12 protein-coding genes are annotated in these 13,926 nt (G+C 56.3%); 3 read left to right on the forward strand and 9 right to left on the reverse strand.

The window, feature by feature from the left end; genetic code table 11:
• Nucleotide 1: 1 nt before the first annotated feature.
• Together AC3DKS_RS01355 and AC3DKS_RS01360 are read right to left on the reverse strand one after the other, a co-directional pair.
• The gene (locus AC3DKS_RS01355; protein ID WP_041327740.1) at nucleotides 2-298 is read right to left on the reverse strand and encodes a GNAT family N-acetyltransferase; all 297 of its coding nucleotides are present in this window, start codon (nucleotides 296-298) and stop codon (nucleotides 2-4) included.
• A 1-nt stretch (nucleotide 299) separates the two neighbouring features.
• Nucleotides 300-1,730, reverse strand: coding sequence for an amidohydrolase (locus AC3DKS_RS01360; protein WP_015754703.1), 1,431 nt, complete (start codon nucleotides 1,728-1,730; stop codon nucleotides 300-302).
• Nucleotides 1,731-1,978: 248 nt separating this feature from the next.
• On the opposite strand from AC3DKS_RS01360, the gene AC3DKS_RS01365 reads away from it, so the two are divergent.
• Nucleotides 1,979-3,028 (forward strand): DUF6340 family protein, encoded by a 1,050-nt coding sequence (locus AC3DKS_RS01365; RefSeq protein ID WP_272607196.1) that lies wholly within the window; start codon nucleotides 1,979-1,981, stop codon nucleotides 3,026-3,028.
• 15 nt (nucleotides 3,029-3,043) lie between these two features.
• Here the strand turns inward: AC3DKS_RS01365 and AC3DKS_RS01370 are convergent, their stop codons facing one another.
• Genes AC3DKS_RS01370 through AC3DKS_RS01380 form a run of 3 tightly spaced genes read right to left on the reverse strand, consistent with a single transcriptional unit; the run spans nucleotide 3,044 to nucleotide 5,542 of the window.
• Nucleotides 3,044-4,348 (reverse strand): cryptochrome/photolyase family protein, encoded by a 1,305-nt coding sequence (locus tag AC3DKS_RS01370; protein WP_015754705.1) that lies wholly within the window; start codon nucleotides 4,346-4,348, stop codon nucleotides 3,044-3,046.
• 1 nt (nucleotide 4,349) lies between these two features.
• The gene (locus tag AC3DKS_RS01375) at nucleotides 4,350-5,042 is read right to left on the reverse strand and encodes an SDR family NAD(P)-dependent oxidoreductase (protein WP_015754706.1); all 693 of its coding nucleotides are present in this window, start codon (nucleotides 5,040-5,042) and stop codon (nucleotides 4,350-4,352) included.
• Between the two features lie 2 nt (nucleotides 5,043-5,044).
• The gene (locus AC3DKS_RS01380; protein ID WP_015754707.1) at nucleotides 5,045-5,542 is read right to left on the reverse strand and encodes an SRPBCC family protein; all 498 of its coding nucleotides are present in this window, start codon (nucleotides 5,540-5,542) and stop codon (nucleotides 5,045-5,047) included.
• A 153-nt stretch (nucleotides 5,543-5,695) separates the two neighbouring features.
• On the opposite strand from AC3DKS_RS01380, the gene AC3DKS_RS01385 reads away from it, so the two are divergent.
• Nucleotides 5,696-6,895 (forward strand): hypothetical protein, encoded by a 1,200-nt coding sequence (locus tag AC3DKS_RS01385; RefSeq protein ID WP_148214341.1) that lies wholly within the window; start codon nucleotides 5,696-5,698, stop codon nucleotides 6,893-6,895.
• A 117-nt stretch (nucleotides 6,896-7,012) separates the two neighbouring features.
• On the forward strand, nucleotides 7,013-7,855 hold the full coding sequence (locus AC3DKS_RS01390) for a DUF2911 domain-containing protein (RefSeq protein WP_015754709.1): 843 nt from the start codon (nucleotides 7,013-7,015) through the stop codon (nucleotides 7,853-7,855).
• 105 nt (nucleotides 7,856-7,960) lie between these two features.
• Here the strand turns inward: AC3DKS_RS01390 and AC3DKS_RS01395 are convergent, their stop codons facing one another.
• From AC3DKS_RS01395 to AC3DKS_RS01410, 4 genes are all read right to left on the reverse strand, one after another.
• On the reverse strand, nucleotides 7,961-9,667 hold the full coding sequence (locus AC3DKS_RS01395; protein WP_041327743.1) for a sodium:solute symporter family protein: 1,707 nt from the start codon (nucleotides 9,665-9,667) through the stop codon (nucleotides 7,961-7,963).
• 110 nt (nucleotides 9,668-9,777) lie between these two features.
• Nucleotides 9,778-12,312: a PIG-L family deacetylase gene (locus tag AC3DKS_RS01400; protein WP_272607197.1), complete on the reverse strand. Its 2,535-nt coding sequence runs from the start codon at nucleotides 12,310-12,312 to the stop codon at nucleotides 9,778-9,780.
• Between the two features lie 75 nt (nucleotides 12,313-12,387).
• Nucleotides 12,388-12,933 (reverse strand): mechanosensitive ion channel domain-containing protein, encoded by a 546-nt coding sequence (locus AC3DKS_RS01405; RefSeq protein ID WP_015754713.1) that lies wholly within the window; start codon nucleotides 12,931-12,933, stop codon nucleotides 12,388-12,390.
• Nucleotides 12,934-12,936: 3 nt separating this feature from the next.
• Nucleotides 12,937-13,902 carry a septum formation inhibitor Maf gene (locus AC3DKS_RS01410; protein ID WP_272607198.1) on the reverse strand — a complete coding sequence of 322 codons (966 nt, stop codon included), beginning with the start codon at nucleotides 13,900-13,902 and terminating at the stop codon, nucleotides 12,937-12,939.
• Nucleotides 13,903-13,926 lie beyond the last annotated feature (24 nt).

Below are 13,926 nucleotides of genomic sequence, written 5' to 3' on the forward strand. Positions count from 1 at the left end.
ATTATTCGATGTTAATCCCTTTTAGCACGAGTTTTTTCCACTCGGGGTTTTCTTTGATATACCCGGCGACGAACGGACAGAGCGGCACCAGGGTCAGGTCCTTTTTCTCGATGTCTTCGAGGACGGCACGCACCAGGGAACTGCCAATGCCCTGGCCTTCCAGCTCATCGGGGACCTCGGTATGGGTCAGGTAGATTTTGTCTTTGGTGCGTATATATTCAATTCGCGGCGCCTGGTCGCCGATCCGAAATTCGTAGCGTTTCTCTTCCGAATTGTCAATAAGCGTATGAGTTGCCATGTTATTTTTCAGCATTAATAGGTGGCGGTCCTTCCGGGATGATCGGTTCATATACTGTCTCCCCTTTGCGTTCCCGGTATTCTTCTTTTACGGCCTCCACCAGTTTTGGGCTTTTGAACAAATCAACCATGGTCATCCCCATGGCCTTGGCCGCGTAGAGCATGCCTTTGTGGCCAATGCTCATCCCCCCGCATGCAACCACTGCCCAGGAGTGCCAGGGGGTATCCTTGGGAGCCACGGTTACCCCGAGGTTGATATTGGGGACATTCCAGCTGACGTCTCCCACATCCGTAGATCCGCCCCCCGGGTTTTCGCGGGTGGCTTTCAGCGGCCGGATTTCGCTGTCCATGCCCACCTGGGGCTTCCCGGTGGCCATTTGTATCTTTTTGCCGAATTCCTGCTCGGATGCGGTGTATTCGATCGGCCCCAGCAATTCGAGGTTTTTTTGCATCGCCTCGCCCCCTGTACGGTTGACGAGCGTTTCGTAAATCCCGGATATCAGGGAGATTTTATAATCTACATTCGCCATGATTGCGGCGCCTTCCGCCATCTTTTGCACGTGTTCGTATACGGGCATCATGCCTTCCCGTTTCGTATCCCGAACCCGCACCCAGATCCGGGAATAATCCGGGACCACATTGACTACCTGGCCCCCGTCCTGTATGTGATAATGAATGCGAACCGTTGGCTGGATGTGCTCCCGGTAATAATTGATGCCGGTGGTGTAGAGCTCCAACGCGTCGGAGGCGCTGCGCCCGTTCCACGGATCGGCGGAAGCATGTGCTGCCTGGCCGAAAAATTCGACCTTAAAATCTACCAGGGCCAGTGTGCTCTGGACATCCGCCTCTATCTCGGCTCCGGGATGCCAGCTCAGGTTGACGTCCACGTCGTCCCAGAGGCCCTCCCGGACCATCCAGATTTTGCCGAAAAACTTTTCTTCGGCCGGGGTGCCCAGGAATTTGACGGTTCCGGAGAGCTCTCCCGCCTCGATGAGTTCCTTGACGGCAATGGCTGAAGCCAAGCTGGCGGTGCCAAAGAGGTTGTGCCCGCATCCGTGGCCGGCGCCCCCGGGGTCCAAAGCCTCCTTGGTGGGTTGGGCTTTCTGGGAGATCCCGGGCAATGCATCGAATTCCCCGAGTACCGAAATCACCGGGCTGCCGCTGCCGTAAGTGGCAACGAAGGCAGTGGGCATGCCGGCAACGCCCCGTTCTACCGTGAAGCCGTTTTCCTCGGCGTAATCGGCCAGTAGCCGGCTCGATATGTTTTCCTGGAAGGCCACTTCGGCCGCTGCCCATATGGAGTCGCTCAGGGCGATCAGTTCCTGCTGGTGGGCATTGATGGATTCGACAATAGCCCGCTTTTCGGGGCCCATTTTTTGTGCGTGCACAAACAGGCCGAATAACAGGCCCAAGGGGAGTAAGCTTTTCTTCATAGTGGTATTTGAATTAGTCGCTGCGTCTGCCCGGCTTTCTGGCGGGCACCTAAATATACCAAAAAATGGATGTCTCCCCGGAACCGCGCGGCCGGAAATGAAGGTGTATTCCATCGAAAAAATGCAATTTTTGCCGGATTGGCCTGTTAATTGAATAGGAACTGGAAAAAATCGGTGGGAATTGCCCCGGGAATGGCCCCCATATGCCAACCGCAGGGAACCGATATAAAATCCACAAAACCTACGCCATGAGACGAATCTTTCAATTTTGCCTGTTATCCGGTGTCCTCGCGTTGGCCCCATCCTGCAGCGCAACCAACCGGCTGAGTATGACTGTCACGGAACCGGCGGCTGTAATGCTGCCCGGGAACGTCCAGCGCATCGGCATCATAAACCGCTCCCTTCCCTCTGAGGGCAACCGGGGCCTCGCAAAGATCGATGCCGTACTTTCCGCAGAGGGCATGAAACTGGATTCCCTCGGGGCTTCCGCCGCCATAGAGGGCCTGGCAGATCGCCTGCGCCTATCCAACCGATATGAAGCTGTGGTGGTCCTGGAGGAACTGCCGCAAGTAGCCCGCGGGCTGCGGGGCATGCCCGCGCCGCTTACCCGGGAACAGATTCGGGAGTTATGCACCACCCACGGGCTGGATGGGATCTTTTCCCTTTCCTTTTACGATACGGATACCCGGGTCAATCTGCAACTCGGGATGATGGAATTGCCCGGTGACCTCGGATTGCCGATCTCCGTCCCCGCCCATAAGCTGGACCTGGATACCGAGGTGCGCAACGGTTGGCGAATCTACCTCCCGGACCTTCCCCTGCCGGTAGACGAATGGGTCTATACAGATCGTTTCCTGGTGAGCGGACAGGGGATCAACCCGGTAGCCGCCCTGGAATCCATCGGAGTGCGCAAGGACCGGGTGCTGGAGCTTTCCCAGCGAACGGGGTATCGCCACGGCGGCAGGCTGGAACCCCGACGTGTTCGCGTGGGCCGCGACTATTTTGTAAGGGGAAGCGATTTATTTGTGCGCGGCAAGCGACTGGCCCAAACCGGTGACTGGGACGGTGCCGCCCGGCTTTGGGAACGGGAGACCGATCATCCGAAGGGGAAGGTGGCCGGCAGGGCTTTCTACAACATGGCGATTATCAATGAAATCAACGGCGACCTGGATGCTGCCATCGACTGGGCCCGCAGATCCTATGCGGATTTTGGAACCCGCCACGCACTGGATTACGCACGCACGCTCGAGGGGCGCCGGGCCCGTCAGGAACAATTGATGGCGGACCTCGCCTGGTAAGGGCGCCGGGTCTGCCTAATCCAGGGCGGCCTTATAGGTCTTCAGGCAACGTTCCCGGGCCGCTTTGTGATCTACCATCTTTTCGGGGTAATCCTCCGTGCCGTATTCCGGTATCCACTCCCGGATATAGGATTTATCCTTGTCGAATTTATCTACCTGGGTCATCGGGTTAAAGATCCGGAAGTAGGGGGCCGCATCTACGCCGCTCCCGGCTGCCCACTGCCAGTTGCCAACATTGCTGGCCATTTCGTAGTCGAGTAGTTTTTCCGCAAAATACGCCTCCCCCCAACGCCAGTCGATCAGCAGGTGCTTGCAGAGGAAACTCGCCGTGAGCATCCGTACGCGGTTGTGCATATACCCGGATGCATTGAGTTGCCGCATGCCCGCATCCACCAGGGCAAAGCCGGTGCGGCCCTCCCGCCATTTCTCGAATTCCGATTCGTCGTTCCGCCACGCGATGCGGTCGTATTCCTTGCGGAAGGCCTCATGGACCGTACGCGGGAAATGCCAGAGGATCTGCATAAAGAACTCCCGCCAGATCAACTCGTTCCAGAATGTCTCATTGGACGATTCCAGGGCCTTCCCCAGCGCCTGTCGGATGGAGATGGTGCCAAAGCGCAGGTGGGGTCCCAACCGGGAGGTACCTTCCCGGGCCGGGTAATTCCGGTTGTCTTCGTATGCGTCAATCAGTTTCCCGCCCATATCATAATCCGGAACGGGAATCGCGGAGCGTTCAAAGCCGAAATCGGCAAGGTCCGGGTTGGGCAACCGGGAATGTGCGATCAGGTTCCCCAGTTGGCCAGCGGAATCGAACGTCGCAAGGGGGGTGTCCCGGAAGACCTGCTTCCATTTCTTCATATAGGGGGTGTAAACCACATAGGGGTCGCCGTCATCCTTGACCACTTCGTCCTTTTCAAAAATGACCTGATCTTTGAATGTGTGGAATTCAATTCCCTGCTCGCTGAGCCATTGGCCCACCTGCTCATCCCGATCCCGGGCATAGGGTTCGTAATCCCGGTTTGTGAACACCTGCCCGACGTCCCAGTCCGATGCCAGTTCCTTAAAAATCTCCAGGGGCTTCCCGTGGTAGATTGCCAGGGAACTGCCCTGATTTTCCTGCATGCGGGAACGGAGCTCCTGCAAACGGTCGTGGAGGAACGTAACCCGGGGGTCATCCGCCGGCAGCCCGTCCAGGATTTCCGAATCGAAAATAAAAATGGGGAGGACGGGCCTGCCCGCGCCCAGCGCTTCGCACAGGCCCCGGTTGTCTTCGAGCCGCAGGTCGCGCCGAAACCAGAAGATGTTGACGGATTTGCCCATTTTAACTCAGGTTGATGGTACTCAGGCCCCCGTCCACCCCAAGGACCTGGCCGGTCATCCATCCGCTTTCATCCGAAAGCAGGAAGGCCGCCATGTGCGCGATATCCGAAGGTTTTCCAACCCGCTTCATCGGGTGCCGTTCCGCCATTTTTTCCTGTTTCTTTTCATTGTTCAGCAAGCGGGAAGCCATGGGGGTATCCACCAGGGAAGGGGCCACCACGTTCACGCGCAATTGGGGGGCGTATTCGGCAGCCAGGGCACGGGCAAAGCCTTCGATGGCCCCTTTGGAAGCCGCCACGCTGCTGTGGAAGGGCATGCCGTTCCCCACAGCCACCGTGCTGAAGAAAACCAGGCTGGCCGACTCGGCAAAGCGCGGCATCACGGCTTTAAGTACCCGGACCAGGCCGGTAAAATTCAGGTCCATATCCTGGCTAAAAGCATCCACGCTGAGCATTTTAAACGGTTTCAGATTGATGCTTCCCGGGCAATAGACCAGCCCGTGCAGGGTATCCGGCAGCCCATCCAGGGAATCGAAATCCCCGGTGACGTCCAGTTCTGTGTGCGGGACACCGAGGTCCTCCAGGGGGCCGGGTTTCCGGGAGGCCGTATATATGTTGTGGTTGTCTTTCAGTAGCTTGACGAGTTCCAGGCCAATGCCGGAGGAACCGCCGATAATCAATAAGTTCTTTTTCATTGTCAAAGCGATTTAAATGTGAGGGCGGAAGGTCTCCCGGGAAGCTTGCCGAACCGTTTGTCGAGTTCGGCCTCCCGGTACCGGAAAATGGCCGTCAGCTGTCTTTTAACCACAGGCCCGTGAGCTAACCGGCCCAGCCATCCGAGGGGCAATTTGTAGTCCACGACATCCGTCATCCGGACGCCGCCTTCGACGGCCTCGATAAAGTGTTTGTGGTGCCAGAGGGCGTATGGGCCGAATCGCTGTTCATCTACAAAATATTCTCCTTCCCGAACATGGGTTATCTCAGTGACCCATCGGGTGCGAATCCCTGGAAACGGGGAAACCACATAGTGGATGATTTGCCCGGGATACATAGGCCGGTCGGCGCCTTCCAGTATTTTAAAGCCCATATGGGCCGGGGTGATGCGCTGCAGGTTGGCCGGGTTGGACAGAAAGTCCCAGGCCTCTTGTTTGGAAAGGGCCAGGGACTGTTCCGCTTGCAATTGATAACACTTCATCAGGTACTTTGTTCAAAGATACAATCATTTTGTTTAGGAAAAAGATATAAGAGTTAAACAATAATTAAAATTTCTTATTGGGTCCTGGTCGGAAAAATCGTAGCTCTGTCGTGGAAATGCCACGGAGATGGATAGAATTTGTACCTTTTTCGCATGGGAATGCGCATTTTGATGGGGCTGGTAGTCTGCCTGTCGGGCCTTGGGCCGCTTCGGGCCCAGGAAGACCTTCGGTTGCTGGGCAACCTGCCGGAAATCGTTTCGGAAACTTCCGGGCTGCTGGTCATCGGCCCTCAAATAATCACGCATAACGACTCGGGCAACGAACCGCTTTTGTATTATCTGGACACTGTAAACCTGGAGATACAACGACAGGTACGCGTGGAAGGCGTTTTGAATACAGACTGGGAAGACCTGGCAGAAGATACGGATTACGTGTATATCGGGGATTTCGGCAATACCCGGGGTACCCGTACAGACCTGGCCATCTACCGGGTCGCCAAACAGGACCTGGCAGCCGGGAATACATCCGTAACCGCCGACCGCATTGGATACACATACGAAGACCAGATGGATTTCAGCGGGACAACCAACAGCGATTGGGATGCTGAGGCCCTGGTGGTACGGGGAGACTCCCTGATTGTATTTACAAAACAATGGCAGGGCAACGGTACGGTGGCATACCGAATCCCCAAATCGCCCGGCGATCATTTGGCCCTGCGGAGCGGGGCCTACGCCGCAGGCGGCCTGATTACCGGGGCCACGCCCAGGCCTGGTGGCGGTTATGCCCTCCTGGGATATACCAGCGTTCTCCAGCCCTTTCTCATTGAGGTACCGCAAACAAACGACACCTTTAATTTTCCGCCCGAAACCCGGAGGCAATTACTGGATATCGGGTTTGGCCAGGCCGAAGGGATTACAGCAGATGCCTCAGGCCGGTTCTTTGTCAGTACGGAGTCCTTTTCCAACAGCCTGGCTTCGCTACCGGCATCTCTTTATTCTTTTACCAGGGATGGCGAACCCCCGGGGGAGGAACCCGGAGAACCCGGAGAACCCGGAGAACCCGGGGAACCGGGCGAGGAGGGAGGGGAACCGGAACCCGGCCATTCGAATCAACCGGGCGGCCTGGTGATTTTCCGGGCTGCAGGTTCGGATGAACTCCGTTACGAGCTCAACCGCCCGGCACCCATCCTGGCCCGGGCCGTTTTCGACACGGCCGGCCGGATGGTCCTGTTCGAGAATGCGCCGGAAATAGATGCCGGACGCCTGGACATAGCTACCCTGAATACTTCCGTTTATTACCTGACCCTGTATTTTCGCGGGGCCATACTCTCCGAGCCCTTCCTGCGCTATTGAGAATCACCCGTCACAGCCCCATCGCATTTACGCCGCCCTTGCTTTTTTTAGATTTAATTAACATTTACAGGCAGGGCGAATCAGTAGCTTTGATCCAAACACTAAAACTTTAAACCGATGAAAAAATCCTACCTTTTATTCCTGGCACTGGCAAGCAGCTATTGCGGGCTTGCCCAGATGCAGACGCCGGCACCCAGCCCGGCCTCCGAACTGCACCAGACCGTCGGGCTCACCGACGTGGTAATTAAGTATTCCCGTCCCTCCATGAAGGGCCGCACCATTTTCGGCGGACTCGTACCCTACGATGCCATCTGGCGGACCGGGGCGAACATGAACACTACCGTTTCCTTCTCGGACCCCGTAAAAGTGGGAGGAAAATCCCTGGAAGCCGGGACGTACGCTTTGTATACGAAACCCGGAGAGGAGCAGTGGGAAGTCTACTTTTATACGGATTCCAACAACGGCGGGCTCCCGGCTCAGTGGGACGATTCCAAGGTGGCTGCCACGGTTACCGCACCTGTCATGGAAATGCCCATGCCGGTAGAGACTTTCACCATCACCGTAGACGACTTAACCAACAACGGGGCCTCCCTGGGAATGCTCTGGGAGAACACCTATGTGGGGGTGCCTTTTGAAGTGCCCACCACGGAAAAGGCCATGAAGAGCATTCAGTCCGTAATGAGCGGCCCCGGGCCCAACCAGTATTTTGCGGCTGCCTCCTATTACTTTGACGAGGGGCAGGATTTGGAACAGGCCAAAACCTGGATCGACAAGGCTACTGAAATGTCCCCGAATGCCTATTGGATGTGGCGGGTCAAATCGTTGATCTACGCAAAAATGGGCGATAAGAAAGGGGCCATTGCGGCGGCGAAGAAATCCCTGGAAGTTGCAAAAGAGGCCGGGAACCAGGATTACGTGAGGATGAACCAGGACTCCCTCAAGGAGTGGGGTGCCATGTAACCTGAGCCCCCTGGCAGCTGCGTTTTCCGGCCGGGGTGCCGGGCCTTGGGAAAAAGCAGAACCGGACCTTTTGGGGTCCGGTTTTTTTATGGTTTTTTGGCGGGATCAGATGCGTACCGGGGGGTTCCGCAACAACCGGTCAAAACTCTCCAGCAACAGGGCGATCAGGATAACCAGTGCGCACCCGAAAGCGTTCAGCCACAGGTAGGACATCCAGTCAAAGTACCAGCCGAACACTACGATGACCTGCGTGATGATGGCAGCGATGAAAACGGCATTGCCCCGGACGAATTTAAGGAAAAAGGCAAGCAGGAAGATTCCCAGGACATTCCCGTAAAATATGGAGCCGATGATATTTACCAATTGGATCAGGTTGTCGAACAGGTCTGCAAAACAGGCGATCAGAATGGCGATGACCCCCCAGATAAAAGTGAACACCCGCGAGGCTTTCACATAATGCATCGGGTCTTCGTGATCGGGTCGGTTCCGCTTATAGAGATCCAGGGCGCTGATGGTGCCCAGGGCATTCAATTCGGAGGCCGTGGAGGACATGGCTGCCGAAAGGATTACCGCCAGCAACAGGCCGATGAGTCCCCGGGGGAGGTAATTCAGGATAAAGTGGATAAACACATAATCCTTGTCATTCGTTTCTACCGACGGGTTTGCCCGCTCGATGAGTTCCCGGGCGGCGTCCCGGTTGCCCTGTTCCCGGCGGTTGATCTCGAGGATTTGCTGTTTCGCGTCGATGGTAGCGGTATACTCTTTAATATCCAGGGCCGATGAGAAGGCATCCTGCGCCATTTTTTTCTCGACCTCCAGTTCCCTGTGAGCCTCCTGCAGGAGTTCATAATCGTCCGCATATTCGGATTCCAGCACCGCTTCCGTAGCCGCCGGGTTAAAGTTCAGGGGAGACGGGTTGTACTGGTAAAAAACAAAGACCATGACGCCCACCAGCAGGATAAAAAACTGCATGGGGATTTTTAAAAGACCGTTAAATATCAGTCCCAGCTGGCTTTCCCGAACCGATTTTCCGGACAGGTAGCGCTGCACCTGGCTCTGGTCCGTTCCAAAATAGGCGAGCATCAGGAACAGGCCCCCGGTGATACCGCTCCAAAAGGTATACCGGCTGTCCGTATCGAAGTCGAAATTCAGGATATTCAGCTTGTCGCTGGCTCCGGCCACTTTGAGGGCTTTGCTGAAGGTCAGGTCGGTGGGCAGGTATCCCAGGATAAAGAAGAAAGCCATGAACATGCCGAGCATGATCACGAACATCTGTTGTTTCTGGGTAACATTTACAGCCTTGGTCCCTCCGGAAACCGTGTAGATTATCACCATAATCCCGATGATGATGTTCAGCGTATTGAGGTTCCACCCCAATACAGCCGACAGGATGATGGAGGGGGCAAAAATCGTGATCCCGGCCGCAAGACCGCGCTGCAGCAGGAACAGGATGGCGGCCAGGGTACGCGTTTTCAGGTCAAAACGCTTTTCGAGGAATTCATAGGCCGTATAGACTTTCAGGTGGTGGTAAATAGGGACGAACACCATACATATGATGATCATCGCCAGGGGTAAGCCAAAATAGAACTGGACAAAGCCCATGCCGTCGTGGAAGGCCTGCCCCGGGGTGGAGAGGAAGGTGATGGCGCTGGCCTGGGTGGCCATGACGGAGAGCCCGACGGTGAGCCATTTGGCGCGTTTCCCCCCGCGGACGTAGTCGTCGACGTCCCGGCTCCCGCGGGTGCGCCAGACGCCAAAGGCCACGATAAAGATCAATGTCCCGGACAGGATAATCCAATCTAAGGTTCCCATCCCCATATCAGGCGTTTGTGATCATGATATAGTAGAATACCAGGATATACAGGATGTTGAGCAGGATCACCAGGGTGTAGGCCCGCTTCCACACCATTTTTTCTTTCATTTCATCCTTTAACTGCACGGTCTGTCTTTACTTGGGCCTTCCCGATGGAAAGCATGTTTGCGAATAATTTAAAGGCGCCGGGGACACCCGCCGGCAATTCCCTGAAAAAACTCAGGCCGGTATAGATGTAATGTCCGTCTCCGTACGGGGCTACCAGCAGGCTGCCTTTCCGTGCCGGCTCCCCCGGGTCGTTCATTGAAAATAACGGGGTATAGGCAGGGTCCCAGTTATCGGGGAAATAGAGGCCGCGTTCCTGAACCCAGCCGTCAAAATCGGCAGGTTCGATCGGGTTTGGGAAGTTGAGCAGCGGGTGCTCGGGCTCCAGGAAGGTAACTTCGGCTCCCTCGTCTGAAACGCGATCCCTGGAAATTTGAAGCGGGTATGGCGCGAATTTGCTGAAATCCAGGTTGCCCCGCCCCGAGGTATTGTATTGGACGATGACCGTGCCGCCGTTTTTGGTATAGGTAAGCAGGGCATCGTTTTTAACAGGCAGCTCGTCCAGGACATTGTATGCCCGGATCCCCACCACCACCGCGTCGAAGCGCTGCAGGTTGTCGGGGGTCAGGTCGTCGGTCCCAATCTGGTGTACGGTGTATCCGATGGCTTCCAGGTTTTCCGGCATGGCGTCGCCGGCCCCCATCAGATATCCGATGTGCTGCCCGGCCTTCTCCACCTGCAGGCGGACAACGCGCATTTGAGCAGGCATCAGTACGGTCTGGGTGGGGATGTGGTCATAGGCTATCGCAATCATCTCCCGGTTGTATGTGTTCCCCCCGGTAACCACTTCGGGGCGGATAGATCCTTCACTTGCTCCGGCCGGGGGGGTGACGCGGAATTCAAATAATCCTTCGGAACCCAGGCCGTCCAACTGGAAGGGTTGGGAGGCGGGGCGCACCGTCCATCCTTCCGGGACATTCAGGCTAACGGTGCCCGAGACGCTCTGGGCGTTCGATTTTACCCGGATCGTCACCGGTTGCGCGGAGGGCTCCGCAAACAGCCTCACCGTTTCGCCGAAGGAGGTGGATACAGGGGGTACGATGTCAAAACTCCGGTACCGCTCTCCCTGGTCGGGTTCCGAATACCGGTGGATTACCGGTCGCTCAAATCGAATGGGGATCCCGGCAACTTGCGCGTCGATCCGCACCTGGTAGGCCGGGGGGGTGCGGGGCATCCCGATAAATTCAGGGTCCGGGATCTGGTAGGTTCCCAGGGTACCCGGTTCGCGCAACCAGTAGGGGGAAGTGCCCGGGTGGCCTTCAGGGATTTCCAGGGACAGATCCAATTGGATTTTTTGGTTGGCCGGGAGGGGGAAGGCGCTGTCCAGCCGGGTGCCGGATTCCAGGGCGATGGATTGAACGGCTACCGGGACCCCGGATCGGTTAACCAGCTCCAGGTTGACGGTTTCCACGTCGCCCGGGACCGCCAGAGGATCTTCCGAGGAAGCCTCGAGGTAAAGCCCGGAAACGCCGGCAATCAATGCCGTCAACTCCCCGGTTTTCACCTCCTTCCAATAGGAATCCGGTGCCGCATCCAGCAATTGATAGGCTTTCAGGAGTTCGGGCAAATGCACAGAAGGGTCCGTAAAATTAAACGACGCTGCCACGCCTTCCAGGATTTCGCCGACGGGGCCGCCCCCGGGCATCCGTCCCCAACTCGTATCGATTCCCGCAAATAAATCGTCTCCATGGGTTTGTGTTCCGCTGATCAATTCCAAAAACTCCTCTTCACTGCCGCGGCTGGTGGGCCTTCCAAACCCCTGGCAGAGGTGTTGGCTGCTGGCCAGGGAGGCAATTTCGTTATTGGACATCCCCCGTTCCGGATAATAAACCCCGACATCCAGAACCGTCAGTTTGGACCGGTCCATTTCTTTCAGGAAGCGCTCCCGACTGCCGTAGAACCACCAGGAGGTATTGTGGAACAGGCGGCTGGGCTCCCAGGTGTCCAGTTCTTTTAGTTGCTCGGGAAAGGCTTCGGGGTCGCCGGCCAGTTCAAAGGCTTCCTTACTCAGGATGGCCGAAGAGGTATGGTGCCCGTGGGTGGTTCCCGGAGTTCGGTGGTCGAACCGGTTGATAATCACATCCGGCCGAAATTGGCGGATGATCCGAACAACATCCGACAATACAAGCTGCTTATCCCAAATCTCCAGCGTTTCTTCCGGGTTTTTGGAGTACCCGAAATCTACAGCGCGGGTAAAGAACTGCCGGCCCCCGTCTATGCGTCGTGCATTGAGAAGTTCCTGCGTACGCAGAACACCCAGGAGTTCCCGCAACTCCGGGCCGATGAGGTTTTGGCCCCCATCGCCACGCGTCATGGAAAGGTAGGCCGTACGCGCATGGACGGCATTGGAGAGGTAGGAAATCAAACGGGTGTTTTCATCGTCGGGATGGGCCGCGATGTACAGGGCCGAACCGAGGAAATTCAGGTCCTGGAGATCATTGTAGAGGGTAACGGAACTCGGCGGGTTTGGAGCCTGGCCCTGACCCAGGCCGGGTAACAGGCAAATTGCCGCGATGGACAGCCTCAGTATTTTGAGCATGTTTGGAGGGTTTGTCAGTACCCAAATATAGGAAGATAACCTCCCCGGAGCCCCAATTTAGAACTTCTTTAACAACTACAGCGCCTCGCTGCCTTCCGGATCCCCGGCATCTTCCGATGCAAGGGTAACTGCCTTCTGGAGGAAGAGGTTATTCGGATAGGTCAGCAATTCCCCGGATCGCATCCTCAGGTGGACGTGGAAGGCCCGGATATCCTCGATGACGAATTCCCGGTCTTCCTCGAGTTCCTTGTCGTGGATGCGTATCCGGTCGCCGATCTTATACGGGAAGGTAAAAAACAGGATGACCCCGGCGGTGATGTTGCTGAGGATGGACCAGCTGGCAAATAGGGCCACCCCGATTACTGCAAAAACGGAAGAAAATATCAGGCCGATTTCCCGGAAGTTAACCCCCCAGATGAGGATCAGCGCACTTACCAGGAGAGCCGTATGCCCGATAGCCACATATTTGATGATCAACCGGGTCCGTGCCCGGTCCATCTCGCTCAGGCGGCCGACTTTGCGTATTGCCTGGATTGACAAAAACCTGGAAATAGCCAGGGCGAGCATACAAATCCCCGTCCAGAGGAACTCGGTTTGGAATGTAAGCAGCAGCTCTTTCATCCGTTATCGTTTGGATAATCCCAGGCTGTCCCGCAGGTGCAGGTCGCTATTGGAGTTTTGCCGCCAGTAGGGAGTTTTCAGTGTATTCCTGAGTTGAGCAGTGGTTGTGAGTACCTGGGCGTCGGCCCCAAACCCGCTTGGATAGGAATCTGTCCATCCCTGGATGGTATGGGGAAAATCCCCGTCAAAATGGATTTGCAGCGTCCGGTTCAACCCGGGATAGGTAATGGTGTAGGTTCGGACTTTCGCGGGTTCGCTCAGGGTCAGGGTGGCCGGATAAGCCTGGAAAGGCTGGTGCCTGAGCCGGAGGAATTCCATGGAGGGCACTACGTCGTGGTTCCCCTGTGGGAGGGTCTCCGGTGCAATCCGCAACCGGGTCCAGAGTTCGTCTTCCAGGACGTTTTTGGGCAGGTGCAATTCCTGCTCCCCTTCGCTTTCAAAATAGCTATGGGCGGTAATCTCAAAATCCTCCCGGTTGTTGAGCTGGGCGTATACATGACCGCACCACTCCTGTACCGATGTGCTGATTTTCAGGGCATGTCGGTTGTCCGAAACCGGGTAGAATATACTGCTCATAATGGAATACGGGTAGATTCCGGTGAGGAATTTACGGGTGCGGTTTAATTTCAGCACGGAAACCGAGGTGCTGTCGGGCCGGTCTGCCTTGACCTGTTTCCCGGGGTTGAAAGGCTCGGTGACGTACACCAGCGCAGCGTCCCCTTCCCGCAATTCGCCGTAACGCGCCTGGCTGAGGCTATACGAGCTGATCTCGGCCTCCCCTGCGTACCAATAGGATTTAAAATCCTCTGTAAGCGGGCGGGGCGGGGCCGTCGCATCCGCTGAAGGCGAAGTACCCCCATCGGTACCCCCGGCTGAATCAGCGGTTTCGGCTCCTTGTTTGCAGCCCGAAGCCAACAATAGCAATACGAGCAAACCTGTTGTATATTTCTGAGGGCGGGGGCAGGGCATAGTCTTTGTTTTTGATAACAAAAA

The sequence above is a fragment of the Robiginitalea sp. genome, from assembly GCF_982776155.1.